Annotated in this window: 21 protein-coding genes and 2 CRISPR repeat arrays; of the genes, 20 read left to right on the top strand and 1 reads right to left on the bottom strand. The window is 36.1% G+C overall.

Annotated features, from left to right (window positions below):
* Positions 1–446: 446 nt before the first annotated feature.
* A CRISPR array of direct repeats spans positions 447–1,269; the repeat unit is 29 nt; unit sequence GTGTTCCCTGTATACACAGGGATAAACCG.
* Between the two features lie 123 nt (positions 1,270–1,392).
* From J3U36_RS03515 to pmrB, 18 genes are all read left to right on the top strand, one after another.
* Positions 1,393–1,566, top strand: coding sequence for a type II toxin-antitoxin system HicA family toxin (locus tag J3U36_RS03515; protein WP_267361297.1), 174 nt, complete (start codon positions 1,393–1,395; stop codon positions 1,564–1,566).
* 61 nt (positions 1,567–1,627) lie between these two features.
* Positions 1,628–2,041 carry a type II toxin-antitoxin system HicB family antitoxin gene (locus J3U36_RS03510; RefSeq protein ID WP_267361299.1) on the top strand — a complete coding sequence of 138 codons (414 nt, stop codon included), beginning with the start codon at positions 1,628–1,630 and terminating at the stop codon, positions 2,039–2,041.
* Positions 2,042–2,463: 422 nt separating this feature from the next.
* Positions 2,464–3,168 carry an OB-fold protein gene (locus J3U36_RS03505; protein WP_267378289.1) on the top strand — a complete coding sequence of 235 codons (705 nt, stop codon included), beginning with the start codon at positions 2,464–2,466 and terminating at the stop codon, positions 3,166–3,168.
* A 449-nt stretch (positions 3,169–3,617) separates the two neighbouring features.
* Positions 3,618–4,135: direct repeats of the CRISPR family, unit length 29 nt; unit sequence GTGTTCCCTATACACATAGGGATAAACCG.
* Between the two features lie 136 nt (positions 4,136–4,271).
* Positions 4,272–4,574: a helix-turn-helix domain-containing protein gene (locus tag J3U36_RS11390; RefSeq protein WP_065559280.1), complete on the top strand. Its 303-nt coding sequence runs from the start codon at positions 4,272–4,274 to the stop codon at positions 4,572–4,574.
* Positions 4,575–5,189: 615 nt separating this feature from the next.
* Positions 5,190–7,727: a type VI secretion system Vgr family protein gene (locus J3U36_RS03500; protein WP_267385841.1), complete on the top strand. Its 2,538-nt coding sequence runs from the start codon at positions 5,190–5,192 to the stop codon at positions 7,725–7,727.
* 3 nt (positions 7,728–7,730) lie between these two features.
* Positions 7,731–10,337, top strand: coding sequence for a hypothetical protein (locus J3U36_RS03495; protein ID WP_267379942.1), 2,607 nt, complete (start codon positions 7,731–7,733; stop codon positions 10,335–10,337).
* Positions 10,338–11,144 (top strand): hypothetical protein, encoded by an 807-nt coding sequence (locus J3U36_RS03490; RefSeq protein ID WP_267385840.1) that lies wholly within the window; start codon positions 10,338–10,340, stop codon positions 11,142–11,144.
* On the top strand, positions 11,134–12,069 hold the full coding sequence (locus J3U36_RS03485; RefSeq protein ID WP_267379914.1) for a hypothetical protein: 936 nt from the start codon (positions 11,134–11,136) through the stop codon (positions 12,067–12,069). The genes J3U36_RS03490 and J3U36_RS03485 overlap by 11 nt, the downstream gene beginning before the upstream one ends.
* Position 12,070: 1 nt before the next feature.
* On the top strand, positions 12,071–12,877 hold the full coding sequence (locus J3U36_RS03480) for a hypothetical protein (protein WP_267385839.1): 807 nt from the start codon (positions 12,071–12,073) through the stop codon (positions 12,875–12,877).
* Positions 12,867–13,802: a hypothetical protein gene (locus tag J3U36_RS03475; RefSeq protein WP_267385838.1), complete on the top strand. Its 936-nt coding sequence runs from the start codon at positions 12,867–12,869 to the stop codon at positions 13,800–13,802. The genes J3U36_RS03480 and J3U36_RS03475 overlap by 11 nt, the downstream gene beginning before the upstream one ends.
* A 30-nt stretch (positions 13,803–13,832) precedes the next feature.
* Positions 13,833–14,093, top strand: coding sequence for a PAAR domain-containing protein (locus J3U36_RS03470; protein WP_267380768.1), 261 nt, complete (start codon positions 13,833–13,835; stop codon positions 14,091–14,093).
* Positions 14,093–15,493 carry a hypothetical protein gene (locus tag J3U36_RS03465; protein ID WP_267380766.1) on the top strand — a complete coding sequence of 467 codons (1,401 nt, stop codon included), beginning with the start codon at positions 14,093–14,095 and terminating at the stop codon, positions 15,491–15,493. The genes J3U36_RS03470 and J3U36_RS03465 overlap by 1 nt, the downstream gene beginning before the upstream one ends.
* Before the next feature lie 534 nt (positions 15,494–16,027).
* Positions 16,028–16,855, top strand: coding sequence for an ABC transporter substrate-binding protein (locus J3U36_RS03460; protein ID WP_267380764.1), 828 nt, complete (start codon positions 16,028–16,030; stop codon positions 16,853–16,855).
* Positions 16,856–16,859: 4 nt separating this feature from the next.
* Positions 16,860–17,585, top strand: coding sequence for an amino acid ABC transporter permease (locus tag J3U36_RS03455; protein ID WP_267380762.1), 726 nt, complete (start codon positions 16,860–16,862; stop codon positions 17,583–17,585).
* A gap of 15 nt (positions 17,586–17,600) precedes the next feature.
* Complete coding sequence (locus J3U36_RS03450) at positions 17,601–18,284, top strand: amino acid ABC transporter permease (RefSeq protein WP_267380761.1); 684 nt, start codon at positions 17,601–17,603, stop codon at positions 18,282–18,284.
* 143 nt (positions 18,285–18,427) lie between these two features.
* Complete coding sequence (locus J3U36_RS03445) at positions 18,428–18,955, top strand: undecaprenyl-diphosphatase (RefSeq protein ID WP_267380759.1); 528 nt, start codon at positions 18,428–18,430, stop codon at positions 18,953–18,955.
* Positions 18,956–19,089: 134 nt separating this feature from the next.
* On the top strand, positions 19,090–19,752 hold the full coding sequence (gene pmrA / locus J3U36_RS03440; protein ID WP_267360152.1) for a two-component system response regulator PmrA: 663 nt from the start codon (positions 19,090–19,092) through the stop codon (positions 19,750–19,752).
* 30 nt (positions 19,753–19,782) lie between these two features.
* On the top strand, positions 19,783–20,886 hold the full coding sequence (gene pmrB / locus J3U36_RS03435) for a two-component system sensor histidine kinase PmrB (protein ID WP_267380757.1): 1,104 nt from the start codon (positions 19,783–19,785) through the stop codon (positions 20,884–20,886).
* On the opposite strand, the gene J3U36_RS03430 is transcribed toward pmrB, so the two are convergent.
* Positions 20,858–21,478 (bottom strand): YrbL family protein, encoded by a 621-nt coding sequence (locus J3U36_RS03430; RefSeq protein ID WP_267380756.1) that lies wholly within the window; start codon positions 21,476–21,478, stop codon positions 20,858–20,860. The two genes, pmrB and J3U36_RS03430, sit on opposite strands and share 29 nt — an antisense overlap.
* A 274-nt stretch (positions 21,479–21,752) precedes the next feature.
* Here J3U36_RS03430 and rplM point away from each other — a divergent pair, with 274 nt between their 5' ends.
* Both rplM and rpsI read left to right on the top strand, forming a co-directional pair.
* Positions 21,753–22,181, top strand: a complete 429-nt coding sequence (gene rplM, locus J3U36_RS03425) for a 50S ribosomal protein L13 (protein ID WP_034901369.1) — start codon at positions 21,753–21,755, stop codon at positions 22,179–22,181.
* 11 nt (positions 22,182–22,192) lie between these two features.
* Positions 22,193–22,585, top strand: coding sequence for a 30S ribosomal protein S9 (gene rpsI, locus J3U36_RS03420; protein WP_034901366.1), 393 nt, complete (start codon positions 22,193–22,195; stop codon positions 22,583–22,585).
* Positions 22,586–22,616: the final 31 nt, after the last annotated feature.

Below are 22,616 nucleotides of genomic sequence, written 5' to 3'. Positions count from 1 at the left end.
AATCAAAAAAACTCGTTACAATAGTGTAATTGTTACCACAAGGAATATCCTTCTATAAATAATAATAATCAAGATGAGAAAACGCATATTTTAAGTGGGACATGACTAGATTTCATTTAAAAAATAAAGGATTTTTGTCTTTTGAAAATCATCTTGGAAAGTTTGATTTTTTTGTACCTCAAGAAAATTTTGGTTCAGGTCATGCCAATTATAAAAAAAGTTTTTGCATCACAAAAGCTAGATCAACTCACTATTGCGTGGTGCGAACAAAAATTACAGAAAAGAATGTCGTACAAAATTTCTTACAAATTGTGCTTAACATGATGATAATATTATAAATTTAAGCCGATAATGCTTAACTATTAATAGCTTAAAAAAACATCAAAAAATTTGGTGGATTTTTTCACCTTGCTATTTTAATTAATAAACAATGGGTTATAATAAGGGTGTTCCCTGTATACACAGGGATAAACCGGGAACGGATTTATAGACCGGTGTTTTAGATTCGTGTTCCCTGTATACACAGGGATAAACCGCCCCCTTTCGTTTCCATGTGACGGTAGTCACGGTGTTCCCTGTATACACAGGGATAAACCGGTGAAATCATGACGGTTGGACAATTAAAATCAGTGTTCCCTGTATACACAGGGATAAACCGGACACGGGAGCAGAACACCCTAAAACCTATGAGTGTTCCCTGTATACACAGGGATAAACCGTTTTCATACATAAACTTATTAGCATTTCATTAGTGTTCCCTGTATACACAGGGATAAACCGATTTTTGGACAGTCATTCGTTGTTTCCTCTAAGTGTTCCCTGTATACACAGGGATAAACCGATCCCGCTGTTACAAAACGGCAGTACGGCTATAGTGTTCCCTGTATACACAGGGATAAACCGAATTTTTAAGATACAATATATAAAATTTAGTGGTGTTCCCTGTATACACAGGGATAAACCAGTATCTTTTAAATCATTCATTTTTTGATTAACGTGTTCCCTGTATACACAGGGATAAACCGGGTCAGCCACAACTTCGGTTAGTAGATTTTTAGTGTTCCCTGTATACACAGGGATAAACCGCGGTGAGACTGAATGCTGTGGTTTTGTTATTAGTGTTCCCTGTATACACAGGGATAAACCGCCCTCAATTACATGAGGGCGTTCTCGTTAATAGTGTTCCCTGTATACACAGGGATAAACCGTTTTGCGATTTGAGCCAGCATCTGCAAGAAAAGTGTTCCCTGTATACACAGGGATAAACCGAGAACATACGATTCGAAGTTTATTTATTAGATTAAAAAAATAAACATTTTTGATTACTTTTAATTGAAAAAATAAACATTTTTGTTTACTATGGTCTAATCTTAAATCAGCTCGAAATTAATTATGAAACATGCAGAGTTTTTAAGATGGCTAGTTGCTCAAGGAGTCGAAGTAAAGCAAGGTAGTAATCACCTAAAACTTTACTACCAAGGAAGGCGATCAACCATGCCAAGGCATCCAAATAAGGAATTAGCGAAAGGTACAATGATTGCGATTAGAAAGCAACTCAATCTTTAATAGATGCCCCGAAAGGGGCTATCTTGATAAGAGAATTCAACTTAAAAGCAAAGGAGGAGGTATGTTATATCCTGCAACATTAACCAATGAAGGGGATATGTATACAGTAACATTTAGAGATATACCAGAAGCAATAACCTGTGGTGATGACTTAAATGATGCTTTGAAAATGGCACGAGATGCATTGATTACAAGCATTGACTTTTACTTTGAAGATCATCGAAAAGTCCCATTACCCAGCAAGCAAAAAAAAGGTGAATATTTAATTGATTTACCAGTTAGTCTTTTTGCTAAGGTATTGTTGTTAAATGAAATGATTGAACAAAACATATCTAATGCTGAATTAGCTAAGAGGATCCACGTAAGACCTCAAGAAGTTCAGCGGATTGTTAACTTAGGACATTCAACAAAAATTGATACCATTAGCAAAGCGCTCTCTGCTCTTGGAAAACGTCTGGAATTAAACGTAACCTAAGGTAAAAAATTAATTTAACGTAAATAAAAATCATTAAAATAAAAGCCCCTTAGTGGGTTTTTATTTTCTGCCTTATATATAACCTTTTATAAGGTTATAGCGACACTTATTATTTTTTATAAAATAAATGTTTCTTGTATAAACAGGGATAAACCACCAAATATAGTTATCTATCCAACCTAATCTAGGGTGAACTAAATCTGCCGACTATAGTTTTTTTACTTTACACTATAGGTCAAGCAAGCAAACCAACCAAACCAATAAAACGGTGACCAAACAATTGAAACAACAGACCATTACGATGACTTGTGTGATGTTAACTGACATGGTAAATACAAATTATATTATTGAAAAAATTGAAAAGTTATATTTAATTTGTTAAGTTATGCTCATTATAAATTTTAAGTTACAGGAAATATCACATGAAAAAAGTAGTTTTTAGCGCCATCCTTGCTTGTATTGGTTTTAATGTCTCAGCAAATGAAAATGCAAAAAGGATCATTGAATTTTTAATAGAAGATGATATAGAGGTGTTCAGAGCGAATGGAAAATCAGGTTTTATGGATGCAATGCCAACGGTTAATGCTGCACAGCTAATTAAAGAATATGGTGATAACCAATATGTTTATGAAAAAAAATATGATAAAAATTTGGTTAATATTAAAACAGTTGCATCAGGAGTAAAAACCAGTTTGACTGGCGATCCTTATGTAGTAGCAAATGGAAAAAATCAATTTGAATATGTTTCGCTTGAATTAAAAAATAAAGATGATGCCATGAATATCAATAAAGGAACTAAGCTTGATATGATTTGTCTTGGCTCTAAAAATAATGTCATTTTTCCTTCGTTGAAAAGTTGCGTAACTGCTGATAGTTATTTCGATAAGTTCCTCAACTCAGTAATGAGCGATCTAGATAAATTAGATATAAATGATAAACCATCAAATAAACTTGAGGCTGTTTATTTAGCAATGTGGGAATTTGATAAGCAAAAACCAAATACATTAGAGAAATTTAAAACAGCTGAGGATTTTGAAAAAAATCAAGCAGATTTCATCGAAATTATGACAATTGCACAGACTAAAGCGAAGGATGGGGTCAAAAAATTTACATTACCAAAACCATAAAAAAGCCCTTTTAGGGCTTTTTTCTATGCTAGTGACATGTTTTCACGTCAACTCAGCAACAAAATATACACCAAATATTATGTAGAATATTAAACAAAATTAAACGATATTTTTCACTTAAATGATATCAACAAAAGAATTGATATCAAATATGTACGGAAAGACAAATAAGGTGAAAGAATACAAAGATGTATAATGCACGGTAATTTGTCATTAACTTTTAAGCAATCGATTACAGACACATGATGATTCCAAATTGGTTGGTAGACAAAAAAATTACAAGAATGTGTATCGTAAAAAGTTCCTTATAAATCATATTTAACAGTTTGATTAAATTATAAATTTAATCTGTTATTGCTCAACTCTTAATTGCTCAAAAAAGAATCAAAAAAATCGGTAGAATTTTACACCTCTCTATTTTAATTAATAAACAATAAGTTATAATAAGAGTGTTCCCTATACACATAGGGATAAACCGATTGGTCTCTAAGGCGGTGATTAAACCAACTTGTGTTCCCTATACACATAGGGATAAACCGTTTTAACTGGTAGTGTCACGTTAGGTGTTGGCGTGTTCCCTATACACATAGGGATAAACCGCATATTCATTTACTGCAATTTTCTAAATCTATGTGTTCCCTATACACATAGGGATAAACCGAGGTTGCGATGGCTAATGAGTTGATAATAGCGGTGTTCCCTATACACATAGGGATAAACCGCGTTTTTAGATGGACACCCAGCTGGATATATTAGTGTTCCCTATACACATAGGGATAAACCGTAAACGTACTGGACACCCCTTGCTGTGGCATTGTGTTCCCTATACACATAGGGATAAACCGTTCGAGCTATACATAAACGGTTTACATTTCAAGTGTTCCCTATACACATAGGGATAAACCGAGCGGGTTTTACACAAACCGATTTGGCTGCACGTGTTCCCTATACACATAGGGATAAACCGAATGCGTGGATTGAAAATTTATGCCAAAAAAAGTGTTCCCTATAAACATAGGGATCCGCGTTTGTCAAAAAAACGAATAAAACGCCTGCTAATGCTCTAAAAATAGCTAGAACCCGACTACAGGAGATGATTGGAAATGACCACTAGAAAAAAACATAGCACAACATTCGAGGAACTCAAAAATAGGGTTTTAGCAAACCCCACAGCCCTAGCCGCGTATCGCGAATCCCAAAAAACGTGGAAATTGAGGGCATTTCTGATTAACGCGCGTGAACGCGCGGGGTTTACACAAACCGATTTGGCTGCACAGTTAGACGTGTCGCCGTCAAATATCAGTAGAATTGAAAACAACCCAGATCATGCCAATATAAAAACAATTTTTAAATATCTGGACGCGTGTAACGCGGACGTCGATTTTGTAATATCTGGCAACAAATAACGATCGTTTACAATAAGTTATACTAAATTATTAGTTACAGGTTATTGTCAATTAATTGAATTAATCATATAGTTAACAATTATTGATATTGCAAATTGTGATTGAGAATTGTTAATTGATGAAAGTGTTTGTTATAAATTTAAAAAGCGCTGTTGATGTGTTCCCTATAATAAACCGGATTCGCTGGAGCAGGACATAGCAAAAGCGGAGTGTTCCCTATATACATAGGGATAAACCAGGGATTTGTATTAGTAATATATACGATGACTTAAAAAAATGTTCCCTGTATACACAGGGATAAACCAAAACTTAATTGCGTTGTGTAAAGTGACCAACCCCAAATACAGGCAAAGTTTATCAGCTCAAAATAAAAGATTATTAAAAAGTTGAATCGTGTAATTGTGACAAAAAATAAAATTATTATTCCCCTTTGATTACCCATACTATTTAAATGGATGTTTTCTTGATTAAACTCGTATTTAAATATCTTTGTGATACATTTCTAAAAAAATGTATTTTGTAAGTATTATTATGTAAATTTTATGATAATATGATGAAAATAAATGCAGAGTTTTGTTATTAAAGTTAAGTAATAGAATATAAGGGAACAAGGTTATGAAAACAAAGGAGCAGTTGATAGACAGTTTGTCTTCTTTAGCAGGAAACTTATTAACTGGACATTCAGCACAAAATAATTATTCCCTTTCAATTGATGGTGTAGATTTACTGACAACAATATCAATATTATCACTTGAAGGTAAAGAAGAATTAAATCAACCATGGCAATATACAATTCATTTTACTACGCCAAATAAGCATATATCTATTGATACGATACTTAATCAAACCGCATCGCTTACTTTTCATCCTCGTCAATTACCTTTAAAGTTAACTCAGATCAGTTCCCTTGATAAGCTTGATAAATCAAGAACAATTTACGGTGTTATCACAGAGTTCAGCCTTGTTTCAATGAGTAAAGACGAAGCGCATTATTGCGTTACATTAGTGCCAAGGATAGCCTTATTAGCCAACCATCACCAAAGTGCAATTTATCAAAACACAAGTGTTGTTGATGTGGTTGAAGAAGTATTACGAAATCATGGTTTTACAGGAATTGATTTTCGTTTTGAATTAAACGAAACCTATCCGGCTCGTGAATTTATTACCCAATGGCAAGAGTCCGATTTAGCGTTTATACAAAGATTACTTGCCGATGTCGGGATTTGGTTCTATTTCGAAACGCATCCTAAGCACCACTGTGATGTTATCGTGATGAGTGATTATGAACAAGGACTGGAAGATGCCGGAAGTATTATAATCAAACAGCCGAGTGGACTGACGGATAATCAACGTCACAGCATATGGGACTTACAATTCAGTAGTAAAACCAAACCTAAGCAAGTTAGTGTTAACGACTACAATTATCGCATGGCAAACAGTCAACTACATGGCTCAGCCAATAGCCAGCCTAAAGATATCACAACCCATGGCGATGACTATCGTTATGAAGAGCATTATAAAGTATTGGGTGATAAACAAACCGTTGAAAGCGGGCAATGGTATGCGCACATACGTCACCAACACTATATATCAGAACAATTCATTATCTATGGTAAATGTAATGATTATCAACTGGTGCCGGGTCAACGTCTTATTATTGAAGAATGTCCGATTTATGATATAAAAGAAGGTATTATTATTATTGCTTCCGAAAGTCATGGTAATCGAACAGACTCTTACGAAACCCATTTTACTGCCATTCCATATGATGTATTAAAACCTTATCGCCCTTTGCCACTTCCTTGGCCACAAGTTAGCGGTACTTTACCGGCACGGGTAACCAGTCCGGATGATGATACTTATGGTTATATCGATACAAAAGGGCGCTATCGTATTAAATTCAATTTTGATTTAAAAAATTGGAAAAAAGGCGAAGAAAGTTTATGGGTAAGACTGGCAAAACCTTATTCGGGTAATACGTACGGCTTTCATTTTCCGTTAATAGACGGTACAGAAGTGGCGGTTGCATTTACTAATGGTAACCCGGACAGACCTTATATTGCCCATGCTATGCATGACAGTACTCACCCCGACCATGTCACCACAATCAACAAACACCGCAATGTAATTCGTACACCAGCGAACAACAAACTGCGCATGGATGACAAACGTGGGCAAGAACATATCAAGCTTGCCACTGAGTACGGTAAAACCCAGCTCAACATTGGTCATTTAGTGGATAGCGAGAAACATAAACGTGGTGAAGGCTTTGAGTTACGCACTGATGAATGGGGGGCAATGCGTGCTGCTAAAGGGGTCTATATCAGCACCATATCGCAAGAAAAGGCTGAAGGTCAACAACTTGATATGAAACAATCAATCCAACAGGTAGAAAAATCTTTAGAGATTTCTTACACATTGATTGAATGTGGCAAATTAAGTGGTGCTGAACCGGCTGACATTAACGAACAACAAACACTGCTTAGCGCAACAAATCAATTACAAGAATCAACGGTCGTCATTCACGGTGAAAAAGGGATTGCCCAAACATCACCAAAAAGTATTCAAAGTGCAGCCAGTGAAAATATTATTGTCACAGCAGGTAAAAATGCCAGCGTCAATATTTTAAAAAAATTATCCATGGCTGCTGGCGAAATGGTGTCGATATTCGCACAAAAATTAGGGATCAAACTGATTGCGGCATCGGGTCGCATTCAAATTCAAGCGCAATCTGACGAAATGGAAGTAATATCCCAAAAAAATATGTTTATAACCAGTACCGATGGCAAAGTCACGATCAATGCCAATAAAGAATTATTACTACTCAGTGGTGGGGCAGGCATACGCATTAAAGATGGAACCATTGAATTAATTGCACCAACCAGTATTTTACAAAAAACCGCACTATTGTCCTATTCTGGGGCGGAAAGTATAAAAGAAGTTACACCTTCTTTCCAAAAAGGCGATTTTGGGCGTAAGTTTAAGTTACGTGTAAATGGATCACCCACTCAAGTACTTAAAAATCATCCTTATCGAATTCATTTTAGTGACGGTAGTACACAAGACGGCATGACGGATGAAAGTGGTAACACCGAACAATTACCGATGACTGAATTAGATGATTTAAAAATTGAAATATTAACAAAGGAATGATGAATGTCGAATAAAACAGACTCAGATAAAGTACTTCATTCAGTTGAAAAGGTGAGTGGCGTTCCATCAAATTCGACCGATGCAATGTTGACGTGTAACGTTGATGTACCGGCACCATTACCTTGTATAGTTATTTTAATCCACGGGGTAAATGATATTGGTGAAGCATTTGAAAATCAGGATCAAGGTATCTGTAAAGGATTAAATAAGCGATTAGGTCGTTGTGATTTAATTCCCAATGAATGGGCGACGATTCAAGAGGAAAGTGACAACTTTGCACCAAGAATAGCAATAACCAAAAGTCACTACTCCCCAGTTATTCCCTTTTTTTGGGGGTATCGTCCGGTCGATAAACAAAAGTATGACGAAGATCAACGCGCTTATGAAAAAAGACTCAAAGATCCGTCGGTGATTGATCCTGAATTACCCTACAGCAGTTATTGGCTAGATCGGGAATTTAAATTAGATACCGGTACCCTTGCTGTCGATAAACTCAATAGCGATAATTTTTTTAATTGGATCGATTATGGTTATCACCGTAATGGGGGGCCGTTTGCCAATGCGACCACCTCGATCCCCGATATGTATGGACCAGGCATGTCAGGTTTACTTGCCTTTGGCGGAAAAAAATTGACCCCTGAAGGTTCAAAAAGTTATGATAACCCGCATCGTATCTATTTTGCATTTGCAGCTTACCGGTTAGCAGAATTGATTAAAAAAATTAGGGAAGATACCAAAGGGCAAGATATTCCGATTAACATTGTGGCGCACAGTCAAGGTACTATTATTACTATGTTGGCAACTTTTTTATTAGCAAAAGACAATGTTTTGCCTGCTGATTGCGTAATTTTGGCACACTCACCCTATGCTTTTGAACCATCGTCTGCTGAAAAGGTATCTAAAGATTTGGCTATGGGCATTCAAAGTAAACAAAGTCGCGAACAGACGTTTGTCAACTTTGTTAAAAAAATTAAAGATCTACAAACTTTAAGAAATATAACATTCACGCCAGAAACACTAAAAGAAAACTACATTATTAATACCACCGTTAACCCTGATGAAAAATATATGCAAGCCGACGGCAGCGAAAAGCAGTATGATCGCTTGGGCAAAGATAAAGAAATGTTTTATCGCGATAACTTCGGCAAAGTGTATCACTATTTTAGTCCCAATGATCACGTGGTTTCGTTATGGAATGTGCAAGGGATGGGGTGGAAAGGGATTCCTGATCATATCATTAAAGCGTGCCATGAAAATTTAAGGCAGCGAGTGTTTTCTCACCAAGTCATCGCCGGTAACAATCCGATCAATCCAAATTTTATTCTTCCTTTAGTGAGCATGACTATTGATGAGCAAGATTACCCGGACTATATCAGTTTTGAGGATTATAAACAACGAGTTACGTATTTTACTGTCCGTGAAGAAAAAATAGCGAACGCAGTTGAATTACTTCCTGAACAGTTGCAAAAACTGAAGCAAGAACCGTTATTCAGCAAATTTGAGGGGATAATCGAACATGGTCAATATATTAAATACGGTCGCAAAGTGAGAGTGGTATATCGCCCGACTTTTGCCGAAATGTCAAAAGACCACCCAGAACAAACCTATAATAAGGTATCGGCTAGTGAAATGAAAAAACAGGGTGCAATGTGTTCAAGTCCGGACGTGCTATTGCGCGATAATCCAAGTTTAAAAATCAGACCCAATAATTCACTCGATGCATCGATACAAATGTTGAAATTTACAACGGCACAATGTGATAACTATGCTACCGGTGACATTCAAACTGCGCCTTTTATCCTTACAGAGCGGATTATCAATGGTGAAGAAGTGCCCGAAACCATGATTTATCAAGTTGATCAGCCCGGTGATAAAACTAAACTGAGCCGAGCCATACATTATGGGGATATCTACAATAAAAATCCTCAAAAAATAGAAAAACTAAAACAAGGGACAATCAAATTAACTGTGCCCCGACCAAGTTATATACCGCCGTCTAACCCGATTGATCTATTCGGGAAACCAGTCATTACCGATCCGGTTTTATTAAAAAAACTTAACGATGATTTGCAACTGTCGGATCGGGGGATTAAATATTTTAGGTATATCGGTAATAACGATATGGGTAAAGATAAAGACCAAATTCGAATTTATTATTATCTATCAAATCAACAATTAAAGGATGCCATTCGTGAACTGGTGGACAGTAAAAAGGATGAAAGTAGTCACCATTCAGGCATCACCAACAGCAAAGATGCACCGGCAAAAATTATGGCTTACGATCTAGCCCTTGGCGTGGTGAATGGCATTACCCCGCAAAAACAGCAACTACTTTTTGAATGGCGCGCTATAGCCGATTGGCGCCACCCCGAAAATAACGATACGGAAACAGTCTTATATAGTCGTTATGGCATTTTGCCAAAACCTATAAAAGAAGCGATGAATTTTCCAACTAAACATATGCCAATTAGACAGGATTTGGTCGTCAATAGTTTTTATCATGTATCTCCCAACCCAATTGTGTATAGAGAATTAAAGAAAGAAAAATATCAAAAATTAAGCGAAGAGCCACAATGGCAATTACCCGATCCCGATATTAAGGAGCCTTAAATGTTAGCATTTTGTTATCTTTTAGTGACAACAGGGTTAGTCATTTACAGTTATGTCCAAAAAAAGCGGGGGTTAATGGCGATTAGCTATTGCGCTTTTCTAATCTGTTTTTTGGCATTAATGCCGATACCGGGTCAAGACCGTACGGTTTTCGGGGCGCCCACTCAAATGGTGTTTAAATTTGACAACTATCGTTCGTTGCAGCTAACCGGCTTACGATGTCAAGGGCGGTTATATTATATTGACGAACAAAAACAGATTTACTCGGAATTAGCGCTACATTCAGCCCGAGCACTAACCGAACCGTTTAGCCATATGCCCGAAGATTATATATTTGTGCCTTTAGATGATTATTCAGGGATTGACTACTCCCGTGACGGCGGGCGTACCTTTCAAACTACGCATTTTGAAACTTCGGATAAGGTAAAAGGGTATTACCGTCCAATGGTTGATACGGTTGAACAAATTGTGGTGCTAAATAATCAAATATTTGTGTTGGATAAAAACAGAGGCATATATCGCTCGCCGCAGCCTTATGGTACAAGAATTGGCTATGATTTATTATCGCCAACCAACCAAGCTATTTTAGAACGGCATACCCGTTATATGGGCCCCCGCTGGGACAACCCGCCTGCAAGCCTGCCAACAATGCCAGACCAGTATACGGGCTGGGACCGTTGGCAGTGTGACCCAAGTCTAAAGCAAGAGGTGATAATCCAAAGTCGCTTTAAACCGTTTCATCAATGGCAAAACAAGTTGCGAGCGGTAATAGGATTAAGTCATGACGAGGTAACGCATGAATCATAAATTAAAAGGGCTATTTTTGCTGCTGGTTGTGGTGCCGGCAATAATCTGGTTGTCAGTTTATTTGGTTGGGAGTTCTCGACCCGATCAGGTTAAGAAAGTGGGGTTAGATATTCCAATGGCTGAGCCACGAGAAGGATATGAAATCGTCTACCCATATATGTATGATTTTCCAAATGAACTCACTATAAGTACCATAACTCATTATGAAAAGGCAACATATTATTATTTAAGCCAAAAGCGTCAGGTGGTTTATCGTTACGACGAGCACCGTTATTTAGAGTTACAAGGTGAAAACTGTGAAGGGTTAATGTGGTATCACGATGATGCTAACAATATTCATACCCGAATCAATATTCCGTTTTTCACCAAAACACAATTACCAACGTTTCACTATTACAATCCGGGCAAAAAATATATTGCTATTCCGGCAAATGATATGTCATTTGTTCTGTTTTCGTTAGATCAAGGTCGAACGTTTCACATTGGTGAAGTCACAAGCTATGCCGCAGTGCCGGCAGAAAGGGTTGAGCGTTTTATTGGGGTGGATGATAGTCCACTTAATGTAACATTTGAAGATATAAGAAAGAGTGATTCAAGTGGATTTATGAATACTATCACCATTCCGGGCAATACCGGTTATTTTATATTAAAAAATGGTAATGTACTGTTTGGGGAAACTGTATTTTATGATAATGACAAGTTCGGAATCCAAAATAGGCAGTCATTTCATTCATTGAATGATATTGATCCAAGCCTTATCCAGCAAAAAAGACTCAATTTATTAGGTATGCAATCATTTGGAAGATATTGGCAAATATATCACAAACCTAACTATATAGAACGGGTGCAAGCTGCACGAAGCATCCACCCCGAACCTTACCAAGGCTGGGATAAGATTCGCTGTGTTGTCGGGGCGGAAAAGTAATATGTTAGCATTTTGTTATCTTTTTGTGACAACAGGGTTAGTCATTTACAGTTATGTCCAAAAAAAGCGAGGGTTAATGGCGATTAGCTATTGCGCTTTTCTAATCTGTTTTTTGGCATTAATGCCGATACCGGGTCAAGACCGCACGGTTTTAGGAGCGCCAACCCAAATAGTGTTTAAATTTGATAATTACCGTTCGTTGCAGCTGACCGGTTTAGGATGTCAAGGGCGGTTATATTATATTGACGAACAAAAACAGATTTACTCGGAATTAGCGCTACATTCAGCCCGAGCACTAACCGAACCGTTTAGTCATATGCCCGAAGATTATATATTTGTGCCTTTAGATGATTATTCAGGGATTGACTACTCCCGTGACGGCGGGCGTACCTTTCAAACCACCCATTTTCATACTTCAGATAAGGTAAAGAGGTATTACCGCCCAATGGTTGATACGGTTGAACAAATAGTGGTGCTGAATAATCAAATATTTGTGTTGGATAAAAACAGAGGCATATATCGTTCGCCACAGCCTTATGGTACAAGCATTGCTTATGATTTATTATCGCCAATCAATCAAGCCATTTTAGAAGGTTATGATCGCTATATGGGCCCCCGCTGGGACAATCCGCCTGCAAGCCTGCCAACAATGCCAGACCAGTACACAGGCTGGGACCGTTGGCAGTGTGACCCAAGTCTAAAGCAAGAGGTGATAATCCAAAGTCGCTTTAAACCGTTTCATCAATGGCAAAACAAGCTGCGAGCGGTAATAGGATTAAGTCATGACGAGGTAACGCATGAATCATAAATTAAAAGGGCTATTTTTGCTGCTGGTTGTGGTGCCGGCAATAATCTGGTTGTCAGTTTATTGGGTTGGGAATGCTCGACCCGATCAGGTTCAAAAAGTGGGGTTAGATATTCCAATGGCTGAGCCACGGGAAGGGTATGAAATCGTCTACCCATATATGTATGACTTACCTAATGAACTCACAACAAGAACCATAACTAATTACGAAAAGGCAACATATTATTATTTAAGCCAAAAGCGTCAGGTGGTTTATCGTTACGACGAACACCGCTATTTAGAGTTACAAGGTGAAAACTGTGAAGGGTTAATGTGGTATCACGATGACGCTAACAATATTCATACCCGAATCAATATTCCGTTTTTCACCAAAACACAATTGCCGACGTTTCACTATTACAATCCGGGCAAAAATTATATTGCTATACCAGCAAATGATATGTCATTTGTTCTGTTTTCGTTAGATCAAGGGCGAACGTTTCACATTGGTGAAGTGACAAGCTATGCCGCAGTGCCGGCAGAAAAGGTCGAGCGTTTTATTGGTGTGGATGATAGTCCACTTAATGTAACATTTGAAGATATAAGAAAGAATGATTCAAATGGATTTACCAAAACCATCACCATTCCGGGCAATACCGGTTATTTTATATTAAAAAATGGTAATGTACTGTTTGGGGAAACAGTATTCTATGATAATGACAGGTTTGGAACAAAAAATCAGCAATCATTTCATTCTTTGCAAGATATCGACCTAAGCCTTATTCAGCAAAAAGATCCTAATTTATTAGGTATGCAATCATTTGGAGCATATTGGCGAATATATCACACATCTCATTATTTAGAACGGGTGCAAGCTGCACGAAGCATCCACCCCGAACCTTACCAAGGCTGGGATAAGATTCGCTGTGTTGTTGGGACGGAAAAGTAAAAATATATAAAAAAAGGAGTTATTAATATTATGAAAGGTGTGATTCGCTTGGGTGATCCCCATTCACATGGTGGAAATGTTATTAGTGCGTCAGGCGCTAAATTTGAGGGAAAACCGGTTGCTTTAGTTGGTGATCAAGTTTCGTGTCCCAAAAAAGGTCATGGGGTGAATAATATTGTTGAAGGCCATCCTACTTGGAAAATGTTTGATCGCAATGTAGCTGTGAATGGTTGTAAAACTGCTTGTGGTTGTTCTTTAATCTCAACTTTACCCGTAGCAGGAAGCGAATAATGCAGTGGAAATTTCCTAATATACCCGAAAAAGCATTGCCTAAAAACTTTTCTATCTTTTTATATTTATTAGTTTTTGTGGTAAGTATTGCTATTTTTGCTTTTGCTGTAGTACTTATCAATGCTGAAAACATATTACCTAGTCTAGGATTAAGTTGCTTATATTTTGTTATTGCACCACTATGTTTTGGTTTGTCGATAACGGGGATAGTGTATAATATTTATCATCATAAATTACTTTACGTACTTTTTTTTAATAAAAAAATCGAAAGTAAACACGAACAGTGGCAAAATTGGACTCGTCAATCCATTTGGTTAGTTGATTCACAATATCTTACCGATATTGAAAATCTAGGCTTGAAAATTATGGGTTTAGAAGGTAGTCAACCAATGAACCCAGAAAAACAAGTTCCCATTTCGACTTTGCATAATTTGAATAGTTCAGCCTTTTTTTATGTATTTGAAAAAATACTGCTTCCAATGAAAAAGAAAATTAATCAATTTTCAAATATAAAAGTGCAATTGAATACATTAAACAATTCAGATTTAGCAATGACTAATTTGATTAATTTTTGTCATTCAAATAATATCAGTATTCGTGATTCAAATATCAGTGCATCAGATCAAATCCCTTCACCAAAAATGATTAATGAATGGGTAGATGAATATGATAATCAAACAACATTGATTATTAATTTGGTGTTTGATGTCAAAAATAGTTTACCTTTTAGTGAATATTGTTGCGCTTTATTGTTTTCAAATGAATATAAAGCGTCAAAACTTTCAAAATTAAGAGTATTTCGCCCTCTTACAACCAAATTAACGGATTTAAGTGACGATATTGAGTATCTAATTAAAGCTGAGCAAATTGATAAAAAGCAAGTTCGACAATTATGGGCTGCGCATTTACCTTCTTCTGCATTGAATATTCTAAAAGGAACATTTTTAGATAATGACAGTGAGATCATTATTGAACCGAATAAGCTTTATCATTTGGATGAGAACTTAGGTGTTTTAGATGATAGCCACGCATGGTTGACGTTATCGCTTGCTGCCGAAGCCGTAAATCAAGGTCAAAAAGGGCAAATGGTGGTAGCGCAGTGTGGTGATGAAATTCATATCATGCAGTTGTATGATAAAAATATGCAGCCTTCAAATCAAAAAAATGAATTATTTATTTTACCGGTTGTTTATCTTATAAGTATCATTTCGTTACTGTTTACCCTGATTGCTTTAATTCCGGCTAACGAAAATATTTTGATGACCTGTTTTATCATTAATTTAGTGGCATCCATTGCTTTAGCTTTCGTCATTGCGGTTTCTCAGTATGGAGAAATTAAAAATTATGAGCATGACTTCCAAGAAATGTGGTCATCAGAATTGGCAAAACTTGATCCATAAATACCAAGTAGACGTAATAAAAAATTGCTGATAGCAATAATTATTTAAAGGCATTTTGATATGTTTAGTTTTAACTGATTTTATTTTCACTAAGTTTTTTATAAATATAATGTTAAGTTAAAAGTATCGAAATAATTGTTATGTATCCACCCGATATTTTATTGATAAACTTATAACCCTATCAAGAAAGAGGGGGGTAATAACAATAATATTTTTAACTAAGTCACTGACGGTGGTTACCTTAATCGGCTCATTTTGGGTGGCGAGTTTGGCTTATGATAATTGAATTATTTCTTCGGCAAAGAGCAGAAATTTATCTTACTTTTTATTTACTTTTTTGAGTGTCAAATCCGCCCGAGTGAGTGTAAATAGAATGTTCTCTAAATTCAGATAATTTTTTGCTTTACTTATTAAACTATAAGACATTTTTAAATATAACTTTAAGTTATAAGCATCTAAATAATCGTTATTTATCCCCCCAATACTTTATTGATAAACTTAAAACCCTATTAAGTCCAAAGGGGGATAATAACAATGAAATTTTTTACTAAATCACTGTCGGTAGCTGCATTAATCGGTTCATTATTGGTCGCAAGTTCGGCTTATGCTGACCGTCTTGATGATATCGAAAAAAAAGGGGTAATTAAAATTGCGGTATTTGATAGTAATCCACCCTTTGGATTTGTTGATGAAAAATCGCATAATATTGTCGGGTTAGATGTGGATTATGCCAATCAAATCGGTAAAGCTTTAAAGGTAAAGGTTGAACTTGTACCGACTAATCCTGCCAATCGTATACCATTATTAACTTCACAAAAAGCCGATTTAATTGTGGCTAATTTTACTGTAACTGAGGAGCGTGCCAAAGCGGTTGATTTTAGTTTGCCTTATTTTGCTACCGGACAAAAATTTGTGGCAAAAAAAGGGGTATTAACATCACCAGATGATTTGAAAAATCTTCGTATAGGCGCCGATAAAGGGACAGTAATGGAAATTACTTTACGTGAAAAATATCCTACCGCTAAAGTAATTTCGTATGATGATACGCCGTTTGCGTTTGCCGCTTTACGTAATGGGGTGGTGCAAGCTATTACACAAGATGATGCTAAATTAATTGGTTTACTTGCCAACGTACCCGAAGAGCAACGTGCTATTTTTGAAATCTCACCCTTTAGTATTACCCAAGAATATCAAGCGGTTGGCATTCCCAAAGGCGAAACTCGTTTAAAAGATAAAGTGAATCAAATCCTGTTAAATCTTGAAACAGACGGTGAAGCGGTGACGATTTATAATCGCTGGTTTGGACCCGAAACGACGTCAGCAATGCCTCGTGGTGATTTTAAAATCGGTAAAGGTCAATAAATAGATGTTTGAGCAATTACTTGAACCACGATATTTGTGGTGGCTGTGGGACGGTTTTTTAGTGACGCTTGCGATTTCGTTATTCACCATAATATTGTCAACTGTGCTGGGTTTTTTGTTAGTGATTGCTCAACAAAGCCATATCAAAATCATAAAAGGTTTGGTGACATTCTATAATGCAATTTTTCGTTATTCGCCTTTACTGCCTCAACTGTTTTTTTGGTATTTTGGTGTCGGTAATTTATTACCAATTGAATTTAAAGTGTGCTTATTTGATGAACCCCAAATTCAACTCTTTTTTTTAACGTTAAAAATGCCTTCTTTTGAGTTTATTATTGGTTTGATTGCTTTAACGTTTTATTCCAGTGCTTTTATTGCTGAAGAGTTTCGGGCTGGTATTTTAGGTGTGGCGAAGGGACAACAACAAGCGTCTTTAGCGTTGGGGTTAACGTGGTGGCAAACTATGCGGTTTATCATTTTACCACAAAGTGTGCGCATCGCTTTTCCGCCATTAATTGGGCAATATATGAATATTATCAAAAATTCATCATTAACCATGGCTATCGGCGTGCTTGAACTTTCTTATGTTTCTCGGCAAGTCGAAACGGAATCCTTAAAGACGTTTCAAGATTTTGCTATTGCAACCTTGTTATATATTTTAGCCATTGTAATAGTAGGAACGGTTGGCAATATTTATCAAGCAAGTCGGTTGCAAATAAGTAAAGGTTAGTCAGTTATGGATCTTATGGGATTTGCTGTTATTTGGAATAATCTGGGTTACCTGATGTGGGGTAACTTTCCTGGTGGCATGTTTTTAACGTTATTAATGAGTGTTGTTGCAATTGTTTTTTCAACTATTTTAGGCATAGTAGCCGGTGTTGGTTTAACCGTGCTAAAAGGGGGAGTGCGTCAGTTACTCATCACGCTTCTTGCTTTTTTGCGAGCAATTCCAGTCATTATGTTAATTTTTTGGACTTATTTTCTATTACCCGTGATTTTTAATGTCGATGTACCGGCTATTGCTACCGTGATCTTTGCTTTATCATTAATTGGAGCAGCTTATATTGGGCATTCTGTTCATGCCGGTATGAATGCAGTTGGTAAAGATCAGTGGCAAGCGGCTTATTCATTGGGGCTGAATAAAGCGCAAGTGATTATTGCAATTATTTTACCACAAGCATTAAAAATGATGTTGCCGTCGTTTATTAATCAGTGGGTTTCACTCATTAAAGATACTTCCTTGGCCTACATTGTTGGTGTTGCCGAGTTTACCTTTGTGGCAACACAAATTAATAATCGTAGTATGGTTTATCCGACTGAGATTTTTTTATTTGTCATTCTGGTTTATTTTTTCATTTGTTGGTTGCTTGATATTACGGTTTCATTTTTGGCAAGATGTTGGTTGCATTATGGCATCGACCACAAATAAACATGTCTAACTTTTCAGTATTTAAATTAAACCCGTATAACGATAATTCACTCATGTAAAATAGATTAAAGGGGTTATTAAGGTTTTTTTAAGGTTAATAGGTTACATTTTTGATATGAATAATTCAGTCTGTTCAACTTTTCATGTGGTATGATATTAATACTAAACTCTTTTTATTGATTAATGCTTCTGATCAAGCATCAAAATCTTTTATCTATTTTGCAATCTTTTGTGCTAATTATTTAATGTTTTTTCCAATTATCATGTTAGCTGGCTATTGGTTTTTGAAGCCCGATTATCGACAATCGATTGTTAAAACTATGGTTAGTTTAGTGTTAGCGCTATTGATTTCTTTTGTGATACGTCATCTATTTTATTCGCCTCGCCCTTTTGCGCTTGATGTTGGAACCCATTATCTGTATCACGAAACCAATAGTTCGTTGCCAAGCCAACATGCTGTTTTTGTATGGACACTGTTTTTTTCGATTTTTTTCAATACAAAGCAGCAAGTTAAAAAATTATATTATTGCTGTTTTATTGTTGCCTTATTGGTTTGTTGGAGCCGAATTTATTTAGGTATTCATTGGCCTTTAGATATTATTATCAGTTTTATTGTCAGTCTTTTATCGGCTTATTTTGTGTCTAAATCTTGGGTTGCTTTTCTTAAATGATTGAGTGTATTTATCGTTAATTCAATAAAGTTGAGTCAATAAATTCAGTAATTGAATTTTTTCGATATCACTATTTTTACGTTAATTAAGGAACATTTAATATGAATGTCCAATCGACAATAGGATAACATTTAATGAAAATACTTATTGTTGAAGATGATAGCCTTCTTCAAAAAGGACTCTATGATGGCATTACTTCTAACGGTTATGTGTGTGAAGTGGCATCTAATGGTAAACAAGCTGAGCAGTTTATTCAATTTGGTCAATTTAGTCTGATAATATTGGATCTGGGTTTACCTGATTGTGACGGTTTAGATTTGCTAACGCGTTGGCGTAAAAAACAGATAGATACCCCAGTGCTTATTTTAACCGCTCGAGATACCATTGAAGATCGAGTTGAAGGATTAGATCATGGTGCCGATGATTATCTTATTAAACCTTTTGCTTTAACTGAACTTTTAGCCAGAGTGAGAGCCTTAATTCGCCGTAATCAAGGCACTGCTGATAATCTTATTTGCTTTGGTTCAATTACCATTGATATTAAGCAACAAATTGTCACTCAACATCAGCGTGAAGTAACATTGACGCCTAAAGAGTTTATTGTTCTTTCTCGACTGATGTTAAAAGCCGGCGAAAAAGTACACCGTGATTTATTGCAAAATGATCTATATGATTGGCAAAGTGATCCAAGTTCTAATGTGCTTGAAGTTTATATTCATGGATTACGAACTAAATTAGGTAAAAGTTTAATCAAAACTGTACGGGGCTATGGTTATCAACTCAATAGCGACCATTAAATTATTATTTTTCTTTATTGAATGAAAAACATGGTGATCTTTAAATCGTTAAATAATATTCGTCAAAGTATTCGTTGGAATCTTTTTTTCACTTTGGGGGCGATTATGCTCATTTGCCAGATCATTACGGTGTTATGGTTATGGCATGAAAGTAAAGAACAGATAGATGTATTGGTAAATTTGACCTTAAGTCAAAACAAAATTGATGAAGTGGTTGAACATGAAGAATTAGAAGCTATTTTTGCCTTATTTTGTTCTGCTTTTTCAATGATGTTAGTCACTTTATTCCTTGCGTATAAAGCCATTAAATGGATTACAAAACCCTTAGAAGTGTTAGAAAAAGATTTAAATGAACGAACCGAAGATAATCTGAGTCCTATTGATCCTATTAGTAATAAGCGAGAAATTAAATCCATTACCACTGTTTTAAATAAGTTGTTTGTCCGATTAAGTAGTACACTTGCTCAAGAGCGTCTTTTTACGGCTGATGTTGCGCATGAAATGCGAACACCATTAGCCGGTATCCGTTTGCATTTAGAGTTATTAGAAACAACACATCATATCGATTGTCATGAATTAATTGATCGTATTGATCGTTTAGTTAATACCGTCGAACAGTTATTAATGCTTGCCAGAGCTAGTCAAAAATTTACTGTTGGACACTATCAAAAAATTAATTTTCATGATGATATTATGTTGCCGCTTTTTGAAGAGTTATCCGAGCAAGCATTCCATAAGCAACAAGCGATTCAATGGAACATACCTGATAAAAAACTGATGTTTGAAGGAGATACCACTTTAATTAGATTATTGATTCGAAATTTGGTTGAAAATAGTAGTCGTTATAGTCCACCCAATACCAAAATTGTCGTTAATTGTTTTAAAGATGCCGAAGGCATTATTATTAATGTCGTCGATGAAGGTAGCGGTATTGATGAGTCTAAAAGCGAAAAATTAACTCAAGCCTTTTTCCGTATGGATCGAAAACATGATGGAATAGGGCTTGGATTAAGTATTGTGAATCGTATTTCAAAGTTGCATCATGGATCGTTCACTTTAGAAAATCGTCATGATCATCATCAAGGGACAGTTGCTCAGCTACGTCTTACTGATTTACCTCATCAATTAAATTAGCCACCAGTGGATTATGCCAATTATCTTTGATGATTGATTTTAAAAAACGTTGCCATGTGCGCTCAATCTTCGATTTAGCAAAATAGGGGATATAGTTGGCAACCGGAATAAAGGTCGAATTACCAATATTATCTATAATGACAAGCCGATTTTTTTGTTCTGAAAGATGTTGAAATAAGATATTTTTGCTTTTAATGGTCATCGTAATGATACGATTGTCAAGCAATGTCGACTTTAATGCTTTTAACAAAACAATTAATTCATCATAGTATTGTTGTGTTAATTGTTGGTCAGCAAGATATGTTTCGAGTGGTGTAGCGGTTTTGCCATCATAATTACGAATTAATTCGAAAAGATGTCCTTCACCAAAATTTGTTTGCACAGGGCCATAATATTTGGCTAACGCATCCCACGAGATATTGCGTTTAATAAGATGTTTGTAATAGGCAATTTCGCGGTTAGTTTCTTGTTCTGCCCCATCATTATAGTTGACTTTAATACATTGATCGGGATTAGTCGGATGGTGATAGCACTTCCTATGTAAGCCTTTGCTTATATAATCTTTATCGGTAAGTTGAATTATCTGAGTCATCTAAAATAATATGATTGAGTAAAATTAGTTTTAAGTTTAACAGCAAGCGTTTTTACTTGCTATAATTTTTTATGACAAAACCTAGCACTTTTACTATATTTCTGTATAATATTGCAACCCACGTTACAACAGTGTTCTTCCCAACGCTGTTTTCGGTTGTCAAGGTTAATATAACAACTCGAAGGGGTTAGTTACTTAATCATTGCAATCAAAAAGTGTAAATAAATCGTTTGATTTATTAACGTGAGATTAATTAAAAATTGGATAAATACGAATGAGTACTTTTTCAGCTAAACCAGAAACAGTTAAACGCGACTGGTATGTTGTTGATGCAGCAGGTAAAACGTTAGGTCGTTTAGCTACTGAGATCGCAAGCCGTTTGCGTGGTAAACATAAAGCAGAATATACACCACATGTAGATACAGGTGATTATATTATCGTTATCAATGCAGAAAAAGTTGCTGTAACAGGCAAAAAACGCACTGATAAGATCTATTATCGTCATACTGGTTACATCGGTGGACTTAAAGAAGCGACTTTTAAAGAAATGATTGAACGTCATCCTGAACAAGTCATCGAGATTGCTGTAAAAGGCATGTTACCGAAAGGTCCTCTTGGTCGTGCAATGTACCGTAAACTTAAAGTTTATGCTGGTAGCGAGCACAATCATGCGGCACAACAACCGCAAGTATTAGATATTTAAGGGGATAGAAGATGGCTGATAATCAATATTACGGTACTGGTCGCCGCAAAAGTTCTGCTGCTCGTGTGTTTATTAAACCAGGTAGTGGAAATATCGTTATTAACAAACGTTCATTAGAGCAATACTTTGGTCGTGATACAGCTCGTATGGTTGTGATGCAACCTTTAGAGTTAGTTGAAATGACTGACAAACTTGATCTTTACATCACTGTTAAAGGTGGCGGTATTTCAGGTCAAGCGGGTGCGATTCGTCACGGTATTACTCGTGCATTAATGGAATATGATGAAACTTTACGCTCTTCATTACGTCAAGCGGGCTTTGTTACTCGTGATGCACGTCAAGTTGAACGTAAAAAAGTGGGTCTACGCAAAGCTCGTCGTCGTCCACAATTCAGCAAACGTTAATTGCAGACGTTACAAAATTATTTCAAAAGCC

This window comes from Gilliamella sp. B3817 (assembly GCF_026536705.1).
Lineage (GTDB): Bacteria > Pseudomonadota > Gammaproteobacteria > Enterobacterales > Orbaceae > Gilliamella > Gilliamella apicola_I.
The sequence above is the reverse complement of the archived record's forward strand: the minus strand, read 5'-3'. Positions and strand labels throughout refer to the sequence as shown.